20 protein-coding genes are annotated in these 20,895 nt (G+C 47.2%); 12 read left to right on the forward strand and 8 right to left on the reverse strand.

Annotated features, from left to right (window positions below):
* Positions 1-361 precede the first annotated feature (361 nt).
* The 6 genes from FH974_RS17865 to FH974_RS17890 all read left to right on the forward strand — a co-directional run bounded on the left by FH974_RS17865 (position 362) and on the right by FH974_RS17890 (position 6,469).
* Positions 362-916 carry a Csu type fimbrial protein gene (locus FH974_RS17865; RefSeq protein ID WP_242551952.1) on the forward strand — a complete coding sequence of 185 codons (555 nt, stop codon included), beginning with the start codon at positions 362-364 and terminating at the stop codon, positions 914-916.
* A gap of 3 nt (positions 917-919) precedes the next feature.
* Positions 920-1,447, forward strand: coding sequence for a Csu type fimbrial protein (locus tag FH974_RS17870; protein WP_242551953.1), 528 nt, complete (start codon positions 920-922; stop codon positions 1,445-1,447).
* A gap of 21 nt (positions 1,448-1,468) precedes the next feature.
* Complete coding sequence (locus FH974_RS17875; RefSeq protein ID WP_047884676.1) at positions 1,469-2,227, forward strand: fimbrial biogenesis chaperone; 759 nt, start codon at positions 1,469-1,471, stop codon at positions 2,225-2,227.
* 118 nt (positions 2,228-2,345) lie between these two features.
* The gene (locus tag FH974_RS17880; RefSeq protein WP_053061790.1) at positions 2,346-4,700 is read left to right on the forward strand and encodes a fimbria/pilus outer membrane usher protein; all 2,355 of its coding nucleotides are present in this window, start codon (positions 2,346-2,348) and stop codon (positions 4,698-4,700) included.
* Positions 4,697-5,665: a Csu type fimbrial protein gene (locus FH974_RS17885; RefSeq protein WP_053061775.1), complete on the forward strand. Its 969-nt coding sequence runs from the start codon at positions 4,697-4,699 to the stop codon at positions 5,663-5,665. Before FH974_RS17880 ends, FH974_RS17885 begins: the two co-directional genes overlap by 4 nt.
* Before the next feature lie 255 nt (positions 5,666-5,920).
* On the forward strand, positions 5,921-6,469 hold the full coding sequence (locus FH974_RS17890; protein ID WP_047884675.1) for an META domain-containing protein: 549 nt from the start codon (positions 5,921-5,923) through the stop codon (positions 6,467-6,469).
* Positions 6,470-6,566: 97 nt separating this feature from the next.
* Here the strand turns inward: FH974_RS17890 and FH974_RS17895 are convergent, their stop codons facing one another.
* Positions 6,567-7,325 (reverse strand): glutamine amidotransferase-related protein, encoded by a 759-nt coding sequence (locus FH974_RS17895; protein ID WP_047884674.1) that lies wholly within the window; start codon positions 7,323-7,325, stop codon positions 6,567-6,569.
* A gap of 80 nt (positions 7,326-7,405) precedes the next feature.
* Here FH974_RS17895 and FH974_RS17900 point away from each other — a divergent pair, with 80 nt between their 5' ends.
* Complete coding sequence (locus FH974_RS17900; RefSeq protein WP_047884673.1) at positions 7,406-8,326, forward strand: AraC family transcriptional regulator; 921 nt, start codon at positions 7,406-7,408, stop codon at positions 8,324-8,326.
* Here FH974_RS17900 and FH974_RS17905 read toward each other — a convergent pair.
* Entirely contained in the window at positions 8,305-9,729 is a 1,425-nt protein-coding gene (locus FH974_RS17905; protein WP_207104035.1) for an aminotransferase-like domain-containing protein, read from the reverse strand. The genes FH974_RS17900 and FH974_RS17905 overlap by 22 nt on opposite strands.
* A gap of 245 nt (positions 9,730-9,974) precedes the next feature.
* On the opposite strand from FH974_RS17905, the gene FH974_RS17910 reads away from it, so the two are divergent.
* Together FH974_RS17910 and FH974_RS17915 are read left to right on the forward strand one after the other, a co-directional pair.
* On the forward strand, positions 9,975-10,958 hold the full coding sequence (locus FH974_RS17910; RefSeq protein WP_207104036.1) for an EamA family transporter: 984 nt from the start codon (positions 9,975-9,977) through the stop codon (positions 10,956-10,958).
* Between the two features lie 207 nt (positions 10,959-11,165).
* On the forward strand, positions 11,166-12,068 hold the full coding sequence (locus FH974_RS17915; RefSeq protein ID WP_207104037.1) for a DMT family transporter: 903 nt from the start codon (positions 11,166-11,168) through the stop codon (positions 12,066-12,068).
* Between the two features lie 120 nt (positions 12,069-12,188).
* Here the strand turns inward: FH974_RS17915 and FH974_RS17920 are convergent, their stop codons facing one another.
* Both FH974_RS17920 and FH974_RS17925 read right to left on the reverse strand, forming a co-directional pair.
* On the reverse strand, positions 12,189-12,839 hold the full coding sequence (locus FH974_RS17920) for a DsbA family oxidoreductase (RefSeq protein ID WP_207104038.1): 651 nt from the start codon (positions 12,837-12,839) through the stop codon (positions 12,189-12,191).
* A 367-nt stretch (positions 12,840-13,206) separates the two neighbouring features.
* Positions 13,207-13,518 (reverse strand): hypothetical protein, encoded by a 312-nt coding sequence (locus tag FH974_RS17925; RefSeq protein WP_047884669.1) that lies wholly within the window; start codon positions 13,516-13,518, stop codon positions 13,207-13,209.
* A gap of 404 nt (positions 13,519-13,922) precedes the next feature.
* Here FH974_RS17925 and FH974_RS17930 point away from each other — a divergent pair, with 404 nt between their 5' ends.
* Complete coding sequence (locus FH974_RS17930) at positions 13,923-14,408, forward strand: putative signal transducing protein (protein WP_207104039.1); 486 nt, start codon at positions 13,923-13,925, stop codon at positions 14,406-14,408.
* 97 nt (positions 14,409-14,505) lie between these two features.
* Here FH974_RS17930 and FH974_RS17935 read toward each other — a convergent pair whose 3' ends face one another.
* Both FH974_RS17935 and FH974_RS17940 read right to left on the reverse strand, forming a co-directional pair.
* Positions 14,506-15,939: a Na+/H+ antiporter NhaC family protein gene (locus FH974_RS17935; RefSeq protein ID WP_207104040.1), complete on the reverse strand. Its 1,434-nt coding sequence runs from the start codon at positions 15,937-15,939 to the stop codon at positions 14,506-14,508.
* A gap of 9 nt (positions 15,940-15,948) precedes the next feature.
* Positions 15,949-17,097 carry a trans-sulfuration enzyme family protein gene (locus tag FH974_RS17940; RefSeq protein WP_047884666.1) on the reverse strand — a complete coding sequence of 383 codons (1,149 nt, stop codon included), beginning with the start codon at positions 17,095-17,097 and terminating at the stop codon, positions 15,949-15,951.
* 680 nt (positions 17,098-17,777) lie between these two features.
* Between FH974_RS17940 and FH974_RS17945 the strand changes: the two genes are divergently transcribed.
* Both FH974_RS17945 and FH974_RS17950 read left to right on the forward strand, forming a co-directional pair.
* Positions 17,778-18,173 (forward strand): H-NS family histone-like protein, encoded by a 396-nt coding sequence (locus tag FH974_RS17945; protein ID WP_047884665.1) that lies wholly within the window; start codon positions 17,778-17,780, stop codon positions 18,171-18,173.
* A 151-nt stretch (positions 18,174-18,324) separates the two neighbouring features.
* The gene (locus FH974_RS17950) at positions 18,325-18,678 is read left to right on the forward strand and encodes a VOC family protein (protein WP_207104041.1); all 354 of its coding nucleotides are present in this window, start codon (positions 18,325-18,327) and stop codon (positions 18,676-18,678) included.
* A gap of 234 nt (positions 18,679-18,912) precedes the next feature.
* Here FH974_RS17950 and FH974_RS17955 read toward each other — a convergent pair whose 3' ends face one another.
* Positions 18,913-19,890, reverse strand: a complete 978-nt coding sequence (locus FH974_RS17955; RefSeq protein ID WP_207104042.1) for a nucleoside hydrolase — start codon at positions 19,888-19,890, stop codon at positions 18,913-18,915.
* 252 nt (positions 19,891-20,142) lie between these two features.
* Entirely contained in the window at positions 20,143-20,862 is a 720-nt protein-coding gene (locus FH974_RS17960; protein WP_207104043.1) for an SDR family oxidoreductase, read from the reverse strand.
* Positions 20,863-20,895 lie beyond the last annotated feature (33 nt).

Consider the following 20,895-nt stretch of genomic DNA (forward strand, 5'->3'; position numbering starts at 1 on the left):
GGCTAATTCTCTCTAAAGCTGGTGTTAATAGTGTGGACAGAAAGAAGTGTAACCATCTGGTGATTTTGATAAATACGGCAAAGCAAACAAGACTTTCAACGAAAAATTGAAAATCATGGAATGGCTTTCAGCTGAGGTAAAGTATCAAGGCGAATTTAGCGTGACTTTGCTGTTTGCAAATAGGCGATCTGGCTTATTGTTACTGTTGTTAATAGCCTCTGGTTTTGTTGCTTTGTGGAAGATGCACGATGTTTTTTACAATGAATATGCATCTTGTGGTCTATGTTCAACTATAACTATTACAGAAACTTAGCTTTAAGAGTGGGTGACACTTTTATCGCGGCAATCAATGGAGTTGAATATGGCCAAACCTTATCGTTTCACTGTTTTAACCGTGGCTTTGTTATGCTTGTCCTCTAATAGTTTCTCTGCGAGTGTCAGCGGTACCATTAATGTCAATATATCACTGGAAGCCGGGTGTGTTATTAATGGAAACAACACACTGGACGGTGACTCAGCTATTGACTTTGGTACGCTCGATTTTGGTAGTGTACCTACTGTTTTTGTCCAGCAAGATTCTGCCGTAACTGGTGGGGCCGCTAATGGAATCGCGGTGGTGTGTAGCAGTGGTGTTACGCCATCATTTGCAATTGCAAGCGGGAACAATGATGGCAGTATTGTTGGTGGTGTTGGAAATGGAAATCATACAATGAGTGATAGCTCTGGTAATTACGTTGATTACGCTATTTTTAGCGATCCCGCTCGAAGTAACAGAATCGAAAACAATACCTCAATTCTAATGGCAGAGTTTACGGATACAACACCACAAACCATTGAATTATATGGGCGTGCATATGGAACCAGCAATGTTGCCGGCAGTTATTCTGATACATTGAATGTGACGTTAAGCTGGTAGGCTGTGAAAATTAGTCATGCCGTATCCATCATTGCACTGTTTGTTTTTTCTGCACCAATGGTTACTGCCTCCTCGGATTCATTTAAGGTAACAGCAACCATTGATACCGGGTGTCTGGTGAATGGTTCAGTTAGTGGCTCGTCAACGACAGTCGGGCAAATGGGGGCGCTTGATTTTGGAAGAGTGGCAACTCTCTCTGCGACACAACTAGAGAGCACGGTGACCTACAATTCGTCTCTCATGTTAAGTTGTACTCCGGGAGTGGCAATGAATGTCGCATTGAATGGGGGCTTGTATCAAGAAGATGGGTTGCGGCAAATGAAGCATGTCAGCGAAGATGCCAAGGTGACCTATTTATTGTTTCAGGACTTAGCCAGAACAACAATTTTTGATATTGACGTTCTTTATCCGGTGAATACCACTGATTCACCAAATGATATTCAGGTTCCCATCTGGGGGCTGGCTACAATAACCGGTAATGAAACCACCGGCTTTTATTCGGATACTTTCACACTCACTTTAGAGTGGTAATGCATCAAAAGGAGAGTTTCGATGCGTACTATAGTAACAAGGATGTTACTTTCGACGGTCTTGTCTTTTGTTCTTATAGCCCCCTGTGTGGCTGCAAATTCATTATTACTTTGGCCAATCTATCCAACGATTACAGCAGATAAAAAAGCGACATCAGTTTGGATAGAAAATAAAGGCCGGGATGATGCCTATCTTCAAGTGCGGATATTTCGTTGGGAACAACATAATGGGCAGGATACGTATACCGTTCAAAACCAAGTCATCGCAACCCCACCTTTTGTTCAAATTCCAGGTGGGCAGAAACAATTAGTGAGGGTGCTGGTACAGGCCAATATCCCGGCTGGTCAGGAATCCGCATATCGAATCATCATTGATGAATTACCTCCTGCTCAACCACCAATGCAAGTTGAAGAAACAATGGCAATGGCCGTAAAAATCCGAATGAGGTACTCACTGCCGTTATTTATTTACGGTAACGGTTTAGCGGCAAAACCGACCATGAATGCAGACGAAGATCACTGGAAAGATCTCCAGGCACAGTTTGTTACTGAGAATAAAAAGGTATTCATAAGGATTACAAATCGTGGTTTACGTACGGTGAGGCTGGTTGATGTTCAGCTCGAAACGCCGGGGCTACAAACAAAACCATTAATGCCGGGGCTAGCGGGTTATATCATGCCGGGCCAGTTTAAACAGTGGCCGGTATCGCGTCCCATTTCCGCTAAACCCAGTATTAGTGCCAGCATTGAAGGGAAACGCTCTGCCATAGCTTTGTTATAAAATGGCTGAATATTTTTTGATTTTGAAGAACAGCCTAAACACCAGTCTGAAGCTCATTATTAAGGTCAGTTCGGGGGTAATTCTTAGCTTTTTTCACGCATCGGGTCACTGTGAACAAATGGCACTGCCGCTACAGAATTTGCCTGAACCGGAACACTACTCCGCAGAGTATTTTCAAAAGATGAATCTTAAATTGGAGCTGGTAATTAATCAGGTTGAAACAGGCGTGATCGTGGATGTGAAACGTAACGGACGCTCATATTTTATTGCTTCAGACGATTTGATTGCTGTCGGTGTTCTTGAGCAAGCTTTGCCTGATTCAGCGGGGATGAGATCGGCACTGCTGGACGTATCTAATTTGCCGGGAGTAAGTGTGAACTATCTTCAGCTCACACAGCAGTTAGCGATCAATGTGCCTGCTCACTGGTTACCGGTTCAGAATGTCTCGGCGCATGATGCTAATCGGTTCCGTCCTGCACAATATGGCCGGGGAGGGCTGCTGAATTACTCTGTTTTTGGTTTGAGCGGCAATGAGACGCACCAAACAAATTTTTCCCTGAATCATGATTTGCGAGCATTCTCAGAGCTGGGGGTGTTGACGACCACAGGGTTGTATCAATTTGTTGTTAATCACAATTCTACAGAGTTATCCGACAGTCAATATACCCGTTTTGAGACACGCTATGAGTATGCGGATCAGGGGAGATTACTGCGTTTAGAGGCCGGTGACTTTATCGTCAGGCCACTGTCCTGGACGCAGCCTGCCCGCATGGCAGGGGTTCAGTTGTCACATGATTTTTCTATGAGACCTGATGTGGTAACCGCTCCGTTACCCGCGTTTTATGGGGAAACCACCGTTCCTACCACGCTGGACTTGTTTGTGAACGGTCAGAAAACGGATTCGATAATGGTCGGAGCCGGGCCGTACGTTATCAATAATATTCCGATGATCTCCGGTGCTGGAGAAGCAACCGTGATTGTGACGGATGCCCAAGGGCGTCAAACGGCCATTACCACACCATTCTTTCTGTCCCCCCAGTTATTGAAGCCGGGTTATGCCTCTTACAACATTAGTCTTGGCGTACTGAGGGAAAATTATGGCAATGACTCAAATGACTACGGCGATGGTGCCCTGACGGCTGCATTGCGATTCGGATTAACAGAGCGTCTGACTGTTGAAACGCAAACGGAAATCACTGATAACCTGATGGTGTCTGGTGCAGGTGTGGTGATGAATGTTTTTGATTTGGGTACGGTCGATGCATCGGTACGAGTGAGCAATGCTCATGACCGCGCTTATGCACATTCAATCGGTTATAGCTATCAATCCCGACGTTACAGCTTTGGTATTCGCACCCAGCAGGAAGAAGCCAGTTTCTCGACATTAGCGAGCACTGTTTTGCCAGCAGGTAACAATAAACCTGACTCTTTTCCCGATAAGCCAAAACGTGTCACTCAGGTCAATGCGGGTGTTCGCCTAGGGGTGTGGGGATCGGTTTCTGGAGGTTACTTTGATATTCAGCAGCCTGATGCTCGCTCACGAACCCTGAATATCACTTACAGTTATCCCCTGCCGTTTAATATCAATATGTCACTGTCATTTAATCGTGATTTCGACGGTGAATCTGTTTCATTTGCGCAGTTTTCATTACCGCTCGGGACTGAAAACGGAAGTGTCGGGCTTACGGTTCGCAGGGAAGAAAAAGGCAATGTGAATGGCCGGTTAGGCTATAGTCGACTTGCGCCGTTAGATGGCGGCTGGGGGATTAGTCTTGCCCATGATCTCAATGAAAAACCTGACAATCGAAAGCAGGCCGACCTTACCTATCGAGCCTCCTGGGCTCAGTTTCGTACCGGGCTATCCGGAGTCAACGGTGAGTATGATAAGTATGCAGAATTCACGGGCTCGATTGCCCTAATGGACGGGACGTTATTTCCTGCTAATCAGGTGAGTGACAGCTTTGTCGTAATCAGTACCGATGGTTTCAGTGATATTCCGGTTAAGTATGAAAATCAGGTGGTTGGGTTGACTAATGATAATGGCTATTTACTCATTCCCTGGACAACGGCCTATTACACCGCGAAGTATGAAATTGATCCCCTTAATTTGCCGGCCAATGCTCGGATTACAACCACAGAGCAGTTTGCATCTGTCTATGCCGGCTATGGTTACCTGATGCGCTTCCCCGTTAGTTTGCAGGTTGCGCTGAGCATGGTAGTTTTGGATTCACACGGCCAGTACCTCCCGCTAGGTACATATGGCGTTTCTGATACGGGGCTGTCCAGCCAAATTGGGTGGGATGGCTTTTCCTATTTCGAAGGGAGCAATCCCGGAGAGTTTATTACTTTTTATCCCCAGGATAGCTTACCTTGCCGAGTGGCCATCCAGTCTCTTTATCAACAATCAGGCCATGAGATACAAATGCTTGGTGAGCAAACCTGCGTAACTGAACATGGAGAGCGTTTGCAATGACAGCTAGCCGAGTGTGTTGTGTTTGGTTATTACTGTTAATGGCAATGCCTGGCATAGCCTGTGAATTGACAGCTCCAACACCCCTTGTTCAGTTTGGTAGTGTCTCGTCACTGACAGTAAATACGGCACCGCAGCAAAGCTCCGCGCAGCCTCATGCGGGGATCACCTGTGATTTTGTTTCTGTTTTGTCGGTATTAAGCGGGGATAAAGTTTCAGTTAGGTTTACCAGTAATGGTGCCGGACAAATGAAAACTAAGGCGGACTCTGAATCGAGCCTTGCTTATCAGATTTTTGCGGACTCAGCCCTGAGCTTTAAGTACGAGTTTGATCAGACTTATAATTTCTTCGACGCTGGTTTGATCGAGCTATTTGATCTTTTTGGCAAATCGGCAGAGTTTCCGTTATATGTTCGCACCCAAGCAAACAGCAACCTGTCAGCAGGCGTATATACCGACCACATCACTGTTTCATGGGTGTGGGCCTACTGCGTGGTGAGTGTAGGCGAAATATGTATCGGTAGTAATAGCGGTTCGGCACAAAGTACCATTACCCTGGAACTGACAGTAACGCCTGATTGTATTATTACAGCACCAGACCTTAATTTTGGTACTGCCCCACTTGTAGCCGGCTTTGATCCTGTTAACCAAACCATTTCGTTAACTTGTACTAAAGGCAGCGTGTATACCGTTGGACTAAGCGATGGGCAGAACAGTGTCAGTGGTCAACGCCGAATGGCTTTTGGCAGCGATTACCTGGCCTATGAAATTTATAAGTCTTCAGGGACGGATAGATGGGGAAGTACAAACGGTGAACGGCGTGGTTCTGGTGATGCCGATGGTGGGGCGGGTTCCCCTGATGGAATAACACCACAGACATTTAATTACTCCGCTACCATTTTAACTGATCAAGCTACTCCACCTCCTGGTATTTATACGGATTCCATTGTGGTTGATGTTCAGTTTTAAGGCCCTTTATGACAACACAGCTGACTTTTGTTTGAATTTAAAGTGAGTGCAGCTGTACCTGAAGTGTTGAATGTTTGCTTTTTCGTGCAAAAGTTATCCTTCGATTCTTAAAACTGTGAGGTCGAGCGTTTTAATAACTTTTCCGAATGTTAAAAATGTGAATAATAGCTGCGAGGCTTGTTGCATATTAGGTTGTTATGTAATGGCTTGAGTTTATTTTTAGAGTCTATTTCATGACAATTTAGGATGTGATGAATGAAAAAGTTTACGGCTGTATCTGCACTGCTGTTTCTAATGTCTGGTTGTGCCAGCAATGATATTGAGACTGTTGTGAATGATGGTATTAATGGCGCAATTAACGGTGTATTTGGATCATCACAAAAAGCAATAACAGCGAAAACGAATCTACCAAGCTCGGGAACGGAAAAATCGTATTCTGTCAACTCTGAGAGAATAAATATTCTAGCGGCGGAAAAAACCTCCCGTGATTATGGTGCGATCAAAGTTGTCAAACAGGGAAAAAACCCCAAAGGACAGACCAGGCTAGCGATGGATTACTGCGCGCATCCAGGGGTTGGAAAAGTTGCATGTGGTGGGTATTTATATCAGGTATCTCCGGATGGTTGGTTAGTCTCCAAGAGCATCAGTTTTGGCTCGGCTGATTACCATAATGAAATCGTAATCCCGGCGGGGAGCTACTATATGAAAGTTTCCAGTAATGGGATGGGGAAAGAATCATATACGACAGGGGTTTTCACAATATCGCCTTACAAAACCTCATATGTGCAGCTTGAACTGGAATAATCCAATCGTCTGAGTTTTATCTGGCAATGGATATAACAAGCCCGCTAATACAATAAACCGGCGGGCTTTTTATTGGTTTGTTACCCAGAAGTGACGGTCACTTCGTTTTTGTTTGTTCCTTCTTGTAGTCTGCTACCAATTTATCGAGAAAATCACCAAGTAGCTGATTCATGCGTGTCGTGTCGTAAGCCAGTATTTCTGCCGGCATCTGGACAAAACGTGCCGGAGAGCGGGCGGTTTCCTGCTGACAAAAAACTGGTGCGTCGTGCTCAATCAGTGGCTGCAGCTGTTCCTGCAGAAATTCCAGATGACACTGAAAGCCATAAACCAGGTTGGAGTAGCGAACAATCTGTCGTGGGCAGCCTTCGCTGGTGGCCAGTATCTGGCTGTCAGCAGTCAGCCCCGGCATGTCGTTGTGCCAGTGGCCGACTAATTCTTCTGCCTTGAAGGTGGAGAGCTTGGGATCTGATTGCCCTTGATCCGACAGTCTGACAGGGAAGTAGCCGATTTCTTTCTCCGGGCTGGCTGAGTACGTTGCGCCAAGCGCTTCACCGATCAGTTGCGCGCCTAAACAAACGCCCACGACAGCTTTTTGCCTGCTGATTGCGTCACGAATCAGTCGCTGTTCGGCGTAAGTGTCAAAGTGTGGGCATTCATCTTGGGATGTGGCAGGGTTTTGAGGTCCTCCCAGGACGATTAACAGATCAAAACGACTTTGAGTCTCGTTATCTAAATCTGGCAGCGGCTCACTCAGATAGACCCGACTGGTAGACACGGTGTACTGGTGCTTCTGCGCCCACAGGCTAAAATAGCCTGGCCCTTCAAATGACTCGTGAATGATAAAATGAATGTGCATATTGGCCTCTCTGCTTTGAAAACAAAGACATGTTACAATTTGCACTTGATGTCCGTATAAGGCTGTAAAGACACTAAACCATGCTAACCCGCCAAGATGTGCCCGCGAATGAATTTATAGCCAGCCAACCCGATCAGGTTGTGTGGGCCAAAGTGATAGGGATGCCGAAAGGCTGGGTAGACAGTTGGCATCACCATACCTGGCATCAATTGATTTTTCCGGTAAAAGGGGTCGTGCAGACTCAAGCAACAGATGTAACCTCAGTTATAAAATCAGCACAAATAACAGAAGCAACAAAAGCGACTGAAGCCGCCGGGTGCTATTCACCTTTATCTTCATATCTGCAACAGAAACGGCAATTTCTGGTGCCGCATACGTCGGCGCTGTTTGTTCCGGCAGGGGTTCGTCATGAGTCAGTGGCGCTGACAGAAACACGCTTTATTGGCTTGTATATTAATCCGTCGTTTGGTCGCCGCTACAGTGATCGACTAAAACCAGTTTCGATGACGCCGTTTTTGAAGTCGCTGATTCTGCTATTACATCAGGAATGCCAGAAGTGGGACAACGGGTTACACTCTCAGAACGATGAAGAACGCGATAAGCGGCTGCGTTTACTGGATGTGCTGTATGATCAGGTTCATCAGGAAGAGTCATATTCCTACAGTTTGCTCATCCCCCAAGACAGGCGAATCAGACAGATTTTTGACCAGTTAACTGACGCCCCTTCTCTGGACTGGTCGTTGGCCAAATGGGGGGCGGTTGTTGGCGCCTCAGAGCGGACACTGTCTCGTCTTTTTGTTAAAGAATTCAATACTTCTTTTGCCCTGTGGCGACAGCAGCTGCGTCTGATTTATTCCTTATCCTTGCTAGATGCCGGTGTGCCGGTACAGGCTGTTGCACATCAGGTCGGGTATCAGAATGACTCATCCTACATCAAAGCATTTAAGATCCGATTTGGAATAACCCCCGGCCAGTTTTGTCAGTCGTCTGAGGTAATGTGACGTCGAATAATCGCGATCAGTGTCTGCAATTCTTCTTTGACCGCCTCATTGAGCGGATATCCGATATTAATCCGGAGACAATCCTGATAGAGCGAGAGCGAAGTAAACAACGGCCCAAGGCGAATGTCGACCTTGTGTTTTTGGAGATCCTGCTCCATTGCCTTTACATCCAGCCCCGGGATTTGTAACCAGAGTACAATGCCTCCTTGCGGTTGGCTGATACGGCTGTTTTTCGGCAGGTGCTGGCGAAGGAAGTCGCTGTATCGCTGCTTTTGGCCTAAAAGCTGAATCTGTTTTTTCCTGAGCAGACGAGTGTAGGCACCGGTTTCGATAGCATCTGCAATCGCCAGCTGGATTTGAGTGGCAACGCCAAACGATCCGGCAGAAAATTTAGCCAGATATATTTCAAGATACCTTCCCGGCAGACACCAGCCCAACCGGTAGCTAGGTGACAAGGTTTTAGACACCGACCCACACCACAGAATATACCCCTCGTCGTCATAATATTTGGCTGGCAGAACAAACTCACCCATGTGCGATAACTCCAGGTAGACATCGTCTTCAATAATGGGGGTTTGGTAGTGATTCGCGAGTTTTGCCAGGTGCTTTTTTTGCTCAACGGACATGGTGATGCCCTGCGGATTCATAAATGTTGTGCTGAACAGCCCCGCCTGAACATTTCCCGCTTTCAGATGAAATTCCAACTGTGCCAAGTCAATGCCTTCGTCCAATGACGGGATTTCGACAATGTTCAGTGACATTTGCGCCAGCAACTCCAGCAGGCCATTGAAACAGGGGGAGTTGATGGCTACGGCATCACCAGGCCGGGTACAGGTTTCCAGCGCGGCTTTGATTGCCGACAGACAGCCATGGCTGATGACCAGCTCTCCAGCCTGAAAAGGAAAGCCTTGCTGGGTAAAGTGGTTGGCCAGTGCCTGACGCAGTGAGATTTCGCCCTGATAGTCGGGGTAGCGGGACAATCGGTCGCCGATCCGTCTTATCGCACGGCGAAAGCTGGTTTCCATTTCACGTACCGCCTGCTCATCCAGTGGAGAAAACGAGACGCCGAGAGGACCATGTTCAAAGACGGTTTGTGCCGGTTTTGGGGTGGAGACCTGGCTGACAAACTGGCTCCATTGCGGATAGGGATGCGACGAATCTTGGGGTAATTCGGCTGAGGAGATGTAAAAGCCAGACTGAGGACGGGCTGAAATCCAACCCAATGACTTGAGTTCTTCATAACAGCTGACAGCCGTCGAGATGCTGACCTGCTGTTGTCGGGCAAACTGACGTAGCGAGGGCATTCGGGTTCCCGGCTTTAAGCGTCCGGCATGAATGTCGGCAACAAACTTGTTAGCTAACTGCTTGTATCTCGGTGTCTTTGCGCCTGATTGTTCATTCATTACGTCACTCATCACGTGTTTTATCCCTATCTCATCATGTTTGCTTTGGCGTGTTTTTTGCCGCGTGCCAGGTAGCGGCAACCAGTGTGTCACCCGTTCGTTGTCATGGAAGTACATCCTGGTTTTAGTGCACAGTTTGGCAACTGTACTGGTTTTGTTTCTAAAAATTGTATCTGTACCGGTTGATATGAACAAGCCACACTACCGTTATTCCAACAATAAAAATGCAGAGAAAGGGAGGGAGTATGGCTCGTAAAGATTTAGGTTTGGTGGTGTTGGTAATGCTGATATGGGGGTTCAACTTCTCCATGATCAAAATGGGGGTGACAGATGTTGATCCTTTGCTGGTGGTGGCCGCGCGTTTTGCATTGGCCGTATTTCCAATCATCTTTTTTATTCCCAAGCCAGATGTCTCGTGGCGGTATTTGTTCAGCTACGGTGTGGTGTTTGGTGTGGGTGTCTGGGGAATGGCGTCGTGGTCAATCACGGCCGGCGTTTCTTCTGGCATGACATCGGTACTTCTTCAGTCCAACGTGCTGTTCAGTATTTTAGTTGGGGTTCTCGTCTACAAAGAGTCCATGAGTCGTAACAAGGCGATTGGAAGCGTATTGGCGATGGCGGGATTGGTGATATCCATTATCGGGACTCAGGGGAATATCACCCCATTTGGTCTGGCACTGGTATTAATGGCCAGTATCTCCTGGCCTATCGTCAGCATGATAGTGAAGAAAGCCAATGTGAAACAGGTTTTTGCTTTTAATGTGTGGGGGATGCTGTTTGCGCCGCTGCCGTTGGTCGGGCTCAGCATCGGATTAAACGGTACTGACGTTCTGGCTCAAGCCTACCAGGCGTGGGATGGTTCGACGACAGTGGCTGTGTTGTTTCAGGCTTACCCGACCACCTTGTTTGGTTACTGGTTGTGGAACAGGATGCTGCTGAAATATCCGATGAGCACAGTGGTACCGCTGAACTTATTGGTGCCGGTGTTTGGTGTGCTCAGTGGCTGGCTGATCTATGACGAGGTGTTGTCGGTAACACAAATTGCGGCGTCGTGCGTGTTCCTGGCCGGTATTCTGTTGATCACCCTTAAGCCAAAAGCAGCAAGGACTGTTCCGGCTAAAACGGATGACGACATGGCTACTTATAACAAGTCTATTTATAACAAGGCTAGTTATGACAAAGCCAGTTGCGACAAGACCAGCCTGGCGCAAGCCATCGCCCGTGATTAAGCAATGTATAACTGAGCGTTTCCCGGTGTCTTTGCCGATGCCGGGAAACTGGACGTAAGACGCTGCGAACACGACGGATTTGAACATTACCCTGTGAGTATCGGGTAATGGATAGAAAACAATGATGATAATGAACAAATGCTATTTTCGAAGCGTCGTGACTCAGTAGGAAATCGGCATCAAGGCAGATAAGACAGGGAAGAAAAGATGAAAGTATACGGTGCGTTACTGGCGGTGCTGGCGGCCATATTGAATGGCACAGTGGGTTTGTTTAGTGTCAGTTTGTTCCAAATGGGGATGCCGTCAGAAGCGGTGGCTTTTTATAAATGCTTGATTGCATTGATAACCATCGGGTGTCTGCTGTTAGTCACCGGTCAATTCCGAGCTTGGTTACGGTACATCAGACAATACTGGAAGCACACGGCGATCTGCGCGTTTTTTGGATTTTTTGTACTCTACTACTTTGAAACGGCCGCCTACCAGTACATCAACGTCGCGGTGGTCGTGTTCTGTTTATTTGGCGCGTCTACAGTTGCAACCTTCTTGCTTAATGCTGCGCTGGAACGTCGTTGGATTAACCGACATGAAATGATAGCGATGTTACTGGCAATTTTGGGGCTGTATCTTGTGTTTGTTGATACTCGTGCGCTGGCAGAGCATGGGGAATATGGGTTATTTCTCGCGGTAGTCGCGGGGCTGGGGTATGCCTGTTTTCTGGTTCTGACCAAAAAACTTGGCTTAGGCGGTGGCCTGATACCGGTAGGTACGTTACTGATTTTCGGTGTGGTGTACCTGTTTGTTCCTTTTACGTTGCAAGGCTGGAGTCTTCCGACAGGTTCAGGGTCGTATTTCCTGATGATGCTTGCACTGCTACCGACGATTGGCGGCTTTTGGTGTACCACACAATCCCTAACGTTGATCGGCAGTCAGTCTGTTCAGCTGATTGAACTAACTGAGCCTATTTTTGCACTAATCATTGGTTTTATTTTTCTGGGACAACTGGTCACCGGGCCACAAATGTTGGGAGGCGGGTTGATTCTTTTATCGATTGTCATCCATGAATCTAAAGTGCTCGATATCTGGCGAAGTACCCGGGCAAGTCAGCTCTAAACCAGAAAGAAAGGGCACTGAATACCTTGGGTTATACCGTGGTTGCCCTTTCTGATAAATACGGTTAGCGCGTTGCTTTCGGCTCGGGATATGAAGCTGTTGGTACTGTTAAAGCCGTTACTACTCTGAAGTTGACAGGAATTCTTCGAGCAACCGCTTATAGACCTCAACCGGCTGCGCGCCAGTCAGGGCATCGGTTTGATTAAATACCACAGTCGGGACTGAAGAAACACCAAGTTGACGGAGTTGCTCCACAGTGGCCTCCAGCTCATTGATACTCTGTGGGTCATCCAGCTTTGAAAGAGCCGAAAGGGTATCCAGACCAACAGCGGTGAGTGCTTCGCTTAAAACTGAGCGGTTAGAGATATCTTTGCGCTCGGAAAAGAAGGCCGAAAACAGGCGCATTGCCAGCTCCGTCTGTTTGCCGAACTCGCTGGCATAGCCCAGCAGGATATGTGCGTCGCGAGTATTCACCGTTTTCATTTCATCAAAGTAATCAAACTGAAAACCGACTTCTGCTCCCAGTTGGGTCAGGTGACTACGGGCATGCACACTTTCCGCCGTGCTGGTCCCATATTTTTTGGCCAGGTGTTCACGCAAGTTTTCCCCTTCCGGCGGGATATGCGGATTAAGCTGAAAAGGTTGCCAGACGATGGTGACCTTATCCTCAGCACCCAGTTCTTCTATAGCCCGTGTCAGGCGTTGAAAGCCGATGATGCACCAAGGGCAAACGACATCGGAAATGATGTCTATCCGGAGTTTTTCAGCCATTTAATACGATTCCTTTATCTTATTGGGAAGGGGGCAGGGTCTCGGTGACCTGTACGTGCTCGCAACATAAGCGCTACGCGGATAAGCGGATAAGTGGGACCCCTTTGTCTTTGCCATATTAGTTTTTCTGTTTTGGCGTTGAAATACGGGGTTGCCATATTGTTACACCATCATGCCTGTAACGACATAAAATTGAAAGGATCACTTGATGTAGGCGAATGGATTCTGGGCGGCCTAAAGAGGTTCAAAAAACAAATAAATTGTTCAGCTTAGGTTAAGATTTTATCTTATTAATCCCATTTTATATTAGGGTTAATTGCGCCTTTTCATCCATGAAAAGGCATATTTACAGGCGCTAACATCATGATTATTTTTTATTTACGCTGTGGAAAGCCGTTCGGGTATATTCATTACCATCTGTGGTCACAGCTTTAAATTTCACTGAGCTTGAGTGGTTCATGGCAAGTGGAATAAATACGCGACCCGTTTCATCGGTATTGAATGATGAAAGACTTTGTGGTTGGTTTTCTACCGAAATAACTGAATTTGCAGCAGGTTTTCCATTTTCGGTGACTTTAATCCAGGCGCCGTTTTCGCTATCTGTCACCTGAATGTCAGCATAAGACAGTGATGAAACAGACAGTAATACAGCAGCAAGAGTTAGGCTAACTTTTTTCATAATAATTTCTCCAATATTGCTTTAGGTTATTATATTCAGCGAGTGTTCAGAATGGTTGAGTTTATTCATTCTCATATCGCTGTCTGAAATTTATATTATTCCTGTTTGTCGCTGTGATAAAGGTCAATATTTGAATCAAGTCGTTCTGAATTTTTGAACAATAATATTGAACGTAGGGTTAATCACGTTTCATAATTTCATATGAAAATCATTTAATTGTTGTGAATCTGATAGTTAGAGAAAAATAAAGGTTCACGGAAAAATGCCGGTTACGCCGTAAACATAATGTGACCGAAAAAGTAGGGGCAGCACCTCGTTAAAGTATAAGCGGACAGATATCCTGTGTATCAGCAGTAGATCCCTGATAAGCTTACGATTAGTCATTTCGGCACGGAGAAAAACCAATGAAAGTGGTTGCCCGTTTTTCATTTCCTCATGAAGCCCACCTCGCAAAGACGAATCTGGAGGCGGCTGGCATAGAAAGTACCCTGGCAGATGAGCATACGGTTAATATGCAATGGCTTTATTCTGACGCCATTGGCGGGGTTCGCTTGTTGGTGGAAGATTCTGACGCCGAAGCGGCATTGACCATCTTACAGGCTGACTTTTCTGAATGTCTGGATGATGGAGCCAATGCGTTTGAGGTTGATGCGTTTGGGGCTGATACATCAGGTGTTATGGCGGCCGGGGTAAGAGCTTCAGGGCAGAGGGTGTCAGATGAACGTGACAGCTGCCCCTGTTGTGGCAGCACTCAGCTTGTTCCATACACTAAAGGTAAAAAACCGGCCTTTGTCGTTTTTCTGTTGTTAGGATTTCCGCTTTTCTTCTATCAGCACGGTTATCAATGCAAGTCTTGCGGGGCGTTCTCAAAGGTCTTGGATAAGTCATAAAAAAGCCGCTCTCTATGGAGAGCGGCTCTGCAACGTGAGTTCTGCCCTATATCTGCATGTAATACTGCAATCCATCGACATCTGCCAAATTCGGTGGCTACCCGAGCGATATCCAGCCAAATACCGCAAAGCAGAGGGTAGCGGCCATACCGGTCAACAGCACATAGGGGAATTGAGTTCTGATGTGGTCGATATGGTCATTACCGGTCGCCATGGATGAAACAATCCCGGTGTCACTGATAGGGGATGTCATGTCACCAAAAATGGAGCCTGAAATCGCCGCGCCTATCATCAGATGCGGGTCGATACCGGTTGCAGCACTGATCTGCACGCCGATAGGGATCATGATCGCGAACGTACCCCATGACGTGCCAGTTGCCAGCGACATCAGTGCAGCAATCAGGAATACAAAGCTGGCCGAAAAGCCGGCGGGTAGTACTCCCTCTATGCTCTGAGTGATGTATTGCCCGGTGTGCAGTTCGGCTGACAGATTACCCATCAGAAAGGCCAGTGTCATGATCGCACCCAGTGGCATCATCGAGGAGTATCCGGCCAGCAGGTGTGTGAAAAACTCATCCACAGTCAGGATGTTACGGCAGAGAAAGTAGACAAAAGATACTGCCGTTCCAGCCATTACTGCCCAGAAAACCGCCGTTGAACCTGAACCATGGGCAATATTACCATCACCGGTGATATATAACCCAATGGGTACCATGATGATGGTGGTGGCCAGTGGAATGACAAAGTTCAGTGGATGGCCACGGCTGTCTGACGTTATAAGTTCCACGTCATCGTGCCCGGCAATCGGAAATGCACCATCCCGCAGGGCTTTGCCGCTGGCAGCACGGCGGTCGGCCACGGCCATTGGCCCCCAGGATTTCTGACTGAAAATGTAAAATAGAACGCTGGCCAGTGAAAACCACGCCATTAGGTTATACGGGATGGAATGCAGGAGAATGTTGAAAGGTTCACCTTGTAGGAAACCATTGCTGATCTGCACCCCGATAATGGCCATCATAGCGGCACCCCAGCCATTCATCATGACACTGGAGCAGCTCGATACACAGGATGACTGAATGATATACGCCATTTTCTCTCGGGAAATGTTATATCGGCTGGCGAGATCCCGCGTAACCGTGCCTGCTGACATCAGTGATATGGAGCTTTCAATGAAGATCAGCATTGTGGTGATCATTGCCAGTAGCTGGACAGCGTAGCGGTTATTGATGACATTAGCCTTCTCTGTCAGCCAGTGCACCATGCCTTGTGTACCACCGGTTACCTGAACCAGCCGAATAATGCCGCCAACCATGAAACAGAACAATATGGAGCGTGTATTTCCGGCAGATGCAAACACATCAATGATATTGTCCAGGGTATGCTGAACGCCAACCAGCGGATTAAAGCCCGCCATGACGGTATAGCCGACCAATGCCCCCGCCAATAATGAGAGAATGACCTGACGGGTTAACACTGCCAGGGTAATGGTTACCAGTGGGGTGATAACGGTCCAGATTCCGTAATCTTGCATGACTTACCCTCAGCGCAGTGCGCTTTCAAGATCAGCCAGCAGATCCTGAATATCTTCAATGCCGACCGACAGGCGCAGAGTGGTGTCATAAACGCCAATGGCTTCTCGCTCTTCCGGTGTCATTGAGCCATGGGACATGGAAGCTGAATGGTTCAGCATGCTTTCCACACCTCCGAGTGACTCTGCCAGCACGAAATACTGCAGTTTACCAATAAAGTGTTTCGTTGTTTCCACATCGCCTTTCAGGCGTACTGTGACTACGGCACCACCGGATCGCATTTGTTTCTTGCACAGTGCATGCTGAGGATGGCTTTCCAGACCCGGATAATGTACATCCGCCACCTTTGGGTGAGACTCCAGAAAACGAGCAACCTCCAGCGCATTACTGCATTGACGCTCCATACGCAATGCTAGGGTTTTCATACCACGCAGTGCCAGATAGGCATCAAACGGTGAGGCAATGGCCCCGACGGTGGTTTTGATGAAGTCCAGTTCTTTCGCCAGATCGTCGCGGTTGGTAATCAGGGCACCGCCAATCAAATCCGAATGTCCGCCAATGTACTTGCTGGTGGAAAGCATCACGATATCCGCACCCAGCGTCAGTGGCGTTTGGTTCCAGGCACTGGCAAAGGTGTTGTCGACGCAGGTCAGCAGATCATGCTGTTTAGCCAACTGGCATACAGCTTCAATATCAACCAGCTCTAGTAGTGGGTTGGTCGGGGTTTCAATCCAGATCATTTTTGTTTCAGGGCGAATGGATTGTTTGACCTGATCCAGATCATTCAGGTCGATATAGTCAACACTGAGCTGATTATTCTGTTTGCGCAGTCGCTCAAACAAACGATAGGTGCCACCATAAACTCCTTTCATTGCAATAATGTGGGAACCATGAGGCAGGAGTTCGATGGCCAGCGCGGTTGCCGCCATCCCTGAAGCCGTAGCCGTGGCATAGCAGCCTTGCTCTAAATCAGCCAGCGCGGTTTCGTAGGCATGACGGGTCGGGTTACTGACACGAGAATAGGCGAACTCTCCCCCTTCGTGCAGGTTTGGCTGAATGAAGCTGCTGGCTGTATAAATGGGTGAGAATAAAGCGTTATGACCAGCGTCTTGTTGATGGCCACCATGGACCGCGAGGGTAGAAATATGTTTACTTTTCATGACTGGGAAACCTGTGGTTTGAATCTTAATCGATTGCGAAAAACGAAGTTGTCGCCGCGGACAACGATAAGCAGTTAGGTGAGATATTCAATCATATTATTTTGAGCATCAAGGGCTTAAATAGCATTTTGTTCTAATATAGAAAGTAATCATTATGCGTTCAATTATCACACAAATATGGGGTTTTATGAACGTAAGGGAGTATCAATTCCGTTCTGAGAATGTGATGTTAAGCCACTCCTGAATTAAGAAAAGCAGGTGCAGAAACTATCAACTTGATTTTTGTCCATCAGAATGTGTGAGTTCAATAGGGAAAGCACTTGTTCTTTCCTTTGAACGATGGTGTTTTTCTGGGGCTTCATTCAGCATGTAAGCGAAAGTGAACTCCGCAAATTGTATTCCATGCAGACTTTGTATAGCTCAACTGACATCAAGGAACATCTGCAGTAGTTCGGAACCGACGCATCAAGTCATTTAATTGGTAAGGTGGTGGAATCCATTGTGTCCTGAACAAAGAGAAAACGGTTCAACGGCAACGTGAGAAGATCACACATTAATAGTTCAGAGAATAATGAAAAAATAATGGGGAAATTTAATTAACGGTGAAATGAAAAAGATAATAGTCGTCAGAGTGAACTATCGTTATAATACCATTTTCCTTTCTGAAAGAATTAATAATAATGAGCGACGTTATCCAAACATTGTTAAACCTGCGTTCCCTTCGTGCGACCGCTCGTGAAATGACCTTAGAAGAGTTACAAGAGGGCCTACAGAAGCTTCAGTCTGTTGTCGCTGAGCGTGAAGAAGCGGAAGCGGAAGAGCGCGCAAAAAATAAAGAGCGCGAGCAGAAACTGCAAGCGTACCGCGATATGCTGGCTGCTGAAGGTATTTCTCCTGAAGAGCTTCTGGCAATGCTGGACGAAGCACCAAAATCAAAGCGTGCGCCACGCCCTGCAAAATACAAATTTATGGTTGATGGCGAAGAGCGTACCTGGACTGGCCAGGGTCGTATGCCAGCACCACTGAAAGAAGCAATCGAAAAAGAAGGTAAGTCGCTGGACGATTTCCTGATCTAATTTCATAAAGCCCCTTTCTCAGGGGCTTTATTCTATTGTCTCGTTGCATATACTTTAGTACCTACACAGGTAGTAGACGGTGCAATCACGCCTTTTTAAAACTTGATTGTTTTTCTATTTGAATGTTGTCCTTAGCGTATTAAGGAGAATCATGATCCCTTCAGCTTTATTAATTCATGTTCCGGATGTTCAGGCCGGATTAGTCTGGTATCAGCAGGCGTTTCCCGAAGCCGAAATGATTTATTTACCCGAATTTGACTTTACGGTACTCAACCTGGGCGGGTTTTCTTTGGAAATTGTGCAGGCGGATGAAAAAGTGGGGAATGGAAAAATGGGAACCGTACTCTATTGGCGCGTTTCTTCACTCAATGAGGCGATTGCACATTTTACGTCGTTGGGGGCGACTGTGTATCGGGGACCAATGTGCATTGAAAACGGATTGTCGATGTGTCAGGTGCTGGATCCATTCGGGAATTTGATTGGTTTACGTGGAACACTCAGTTGATTTAGTGCCTTAGTTTTACTCTCTTCGTTGGTCATCATGCGTTTTGAAACGGCAGACGAGAAGGGAAATAGGGATGAAAGATAAGAAGTGATACTGAGAATAGGGAAAGGTGAAAAGAGAAACCGGCGGATAATAGAAACAAATGAAAATAGACACCGCAGTTAAGGCGATGCTTGATATGGCAGTAAAGTAAAACAGGGAACCTATGTCCCCTGTTGAACGTGATTAGCTCTGCTACCCCTGACGATTGTTTTCATAGCCAATAATGGCTTCGCGGTATAGGTTTAACAGCGCTGGTTCATTGACTCCAACGCCTACGTTCTGATTCGGCATGTCTTTCCAATCATCGGTTTGATAACGGCGACCATCAAATTTTTGCAGTGTCATTCCTTCGCCCGGACCTTCTGTCATCACCCGAATCGGTCCTTTGCGTAACGTGAAAAGCTCAGGCTGAATCACATAGGCAATCGCCGAAGGGTCGTGCACGTGGCAGCCATTGAGCCCCAGTTTATTGGCGTAGAAACGCAGGTAATAACGGCTGACATCCCAGATAAACTGACCCACCTCACCGCCTTCATCCCTGAGTGCATCCAGGTACTCAGCGGAGAAAAAGCTTTCTTCGGTGACATCCAGCCCCAACACGACCACTGGCCAGTCGGCTGTCATCACTTTATCCGCAGCATGCGGGTCATCGTGAATATTGGCTTCAGCGAACGGGGTGACATTACCACGGTGATCGTTCATTCCAAAAGCCCCACCCATAATGACTACTTCTTTAACCAGGGTGGTGATTTCAGGCGCGGCATCCAGTGCTAAGGCGAAGTTGGTCAAAGGGCCGACTGCGACCAGCGTGATTTCTCCCGGAGACGCTTTTACGGTATCAATGATGTACTGATATGCCGGACGAGGATCGGCCTTGGTATGTTGAGGCTCGCTGGCATTCAGATCCCCAAATCCTGTTTCACCATGAACCACAACTGTCGGACCCACAGGTGGACGAACTAAAGCTTTTTCTGCGCCTTTGGCGACATCGCAACGGAAACCAAATCGTTCTTTCAGGTACAACGCATTACGGGTGCCGTTTTCGATAGTAGCATTACCGTAAACCGTTGTAATGCCGACTAAATCAATATCAGGATGCGCTTCGGCAAACAGGATGGCCATTGCATCGTCGATGCCCGGGTCGGTATCTAGAATAATTTTCTTACTCATAGGAGATGTTAGCTTTTATGTTCAGGTACAGAGAACGGCATGGTATCGCGTTTATCGGAGCTATCCCGTGATGATGGTCACGTGGTTGTGATAATTTGTGAAAATTGGTGTGGGGATTTGTGAAGCTTTCGATGAGATAAACGCAGTATCTTCTGTTATCCATCAGAGTGACGCCGGGTTAGATTTGGCATGAATCATGGTTACAAAGACTCTGGCATACCAATTAAAGGCTGCCAGAGCGCAGATTTGTGTTTAAGGCTGTTGTTTCGTTGGTGCCAGTGCTATCTCACGGATACAGACATTTTGTGGCTGTTGATAAGCAAACAAGACAGCTCGAGCCACGTCATCGGCCGCTAAAACGCCCCCCATTTCTTCCTTCCACGCATCATAGTCGTCTTTGATCGACTGTGAGGATGTATGTGACAGCAACTCGGTTTCAACTGCGCCTGGGGCGATTGTTGTTACGCGCACATTGCTGGCGGCGACTTCTTCCCGAACGTTTTCTGAAATGGCATGGACAGCGAACTTCGTGCCGCAGTAGGCAGCATGATCTGGGAAGGTTTTCTTACCGGCAATGGAACTGATATTGATGATGGTCCCTCTGTTGCGGGCTTTCATAGGAGCAAGCACCGACTGCATACCGTTCAACAGACCCAGGACATTGACATCAAACATGCGTTTCCATTCAGATGCGTCCTGCGAATCAATCTGGCCAAGTAACATCACGCCAGCGTTGTTGATTAAAGCATCTACCGGGCCATACTGCGCTTCTGCCTTTTGAATAGCAGCCTCGAAACTGGCTTGGTCAGTGACATCTACTTGCTCGCAGAGGGTATGTGGCAAGCCCATGGCCTGAAGCCGTTCAACACGACGAGCCAGCAACAGCAATGGATGCCCCTGTGTGCTGAAGTGGCGCGCGATAGCTTCACCAATACCTGAACTTGCGCCGGTGATAACGATCAATGCTTTCATTTAGTGTCCTTAATCATTTTGATGATTTATCAG

The organism is Photobacterium ganghwense, from assembly GCF_017329545.1.
In the GTDB taxonomy this organism is placed as follows: domain Bacteria; phylum Pseudomonadota; class Gammaproteobacteria; order Enterobacterales; family Vibrionaceae; genus Photobacterium; species Photobacterium ganghwense.

Bases quoted from the DNA above. Each gene is read 5' to 3' on its own strand.
- FH974_RS17895 (WP_047884674.1), bottom strand. From the start codon at position 7,325: ATGCACATTCATTTTATCATTCACGAGTCATTTGAAGGGCCAGGCTAT.
- FH974_RS17900 (WP_047884673.1), top strand. From the start codon at position 7,406: ATGCTAACCCGCCAAGATGTGCCCGCGAATGAATTTATAGCCAGCCAA.
- FH974_RS17905 (WP_207104035.1), bottom strand. From the start codon at position 9,729: ATGAATGAACAATCAGGCGCAAAGACACCGAGATACAAGCAGTTAGCT.
- FH974_RS17955 (WP_207104042.1), bottom strand. From the start codon at position 19,890: ATGAGTAAGAAAATTATTCTAGATACCGACCCGGGCATCGACGATGCA.
- FH974_RS17940 (WP_047884666.1), bottom strand. From the start codon at position 17,097: ATGAAAAGTAAACATATTTCTACCCTCGCGGTCCATGGTGGCCATCAA.
- FH974_RS17960 (WP_207104043.1), bottom strand. From the start codon at position 20,862: ATGAAAGCATTGATCGTTATCACCGGCGCAAGTTCAGGTATTGGTGAA.
- FH974_RS17875 (WP_047884676.1), top strand. From the start codon at position 1,469: ATGCGTACTATAGTAACAAGGATGTTACTTTCGACGGTCTTGTCTTTT.
- FH974_RS17945 (WP_047884665.1), top strand. From the start codon at position 17,778: ATGAGCGACGTTATCCAAACATTGTTAAACCTGCGTTCCCTTCGTGCG.
- FH974_RS17925 (WP_047884669.1), bottom strand. From the start codon at position 13,518: ATGAAAAAAGTTAGCCTAACTCTTGCTGCTGTATTACTGTCTGTTTCA.
- FH974_RS17920 (WP_207104038.1), bottom strand. From the start codon at position 12,839: ATGGCTGAAAAACTCCGGATAGACATCATTTCCGATGTCGTTTGCCCT.
- FH974_RS17865 (WP_242551952.1), top strand. From the start codon at position 362: ATGGCCAAACCTTATCGTTTCACTGTTTTAACCGTGGCTTTGTTATGC.
- FH974_RS17880 (WP_053061790.1), top strand. From the start codon at position 2,346: ATGGCACTGCCGCTACAGAATTTGCCTGAACCGGAACACTACTCCGCA.
- FH974_RS17885 (WP_053061775.1), top strand. From the start codon at position 4,697: ATGACAGCTAGCCGAGTGTGTTGTGTTTGGTTATTACTGTTAATGGCA.
- FH974_RS17950 (WP_207104041.1), top strand. From the start codon at position 18,325: ATGATCCCTTCAGCTTTATTAATTCATGTTCCGGATGTTCAGGCCGGA.
- FH974_RS17890 (WP_047884675.1), top strand. From the start codon at position 5,921: ATGAAAAAGTTTACGGCTGTATCTGCACTGCTGTTTCTAATGTCTGGT.
- FH974_RS17915 (WP_207104037.1), top strand. From the start codon at position 11,166: ATGAAAGTATACGGTGCGTTACTGGCGGTGCTGGCGGCCATATTGAAT.
- FH974_RS17910 (WP_207104036.1), top strand. From the start codon at position 9,975: ATGGCTCGTAAAGATTTAGGTTTGGTGGTGTTGGTAATGCTGATATGG.
- FH974_RS17935 (WP_207104040.1), bottom strand. From the start codon at position 15,939: ATGCAAGATTACGGAATCTGGACCGTTATCACCCCACTGGTAACCATT.
- FH974_RS17930 (WP_207104039.1), top strand. From the start codon at position 13,923: ATGAAAGTGGTTGCCCGTTTTTCATTTCCTCATGAAGCCCACCTCGCA.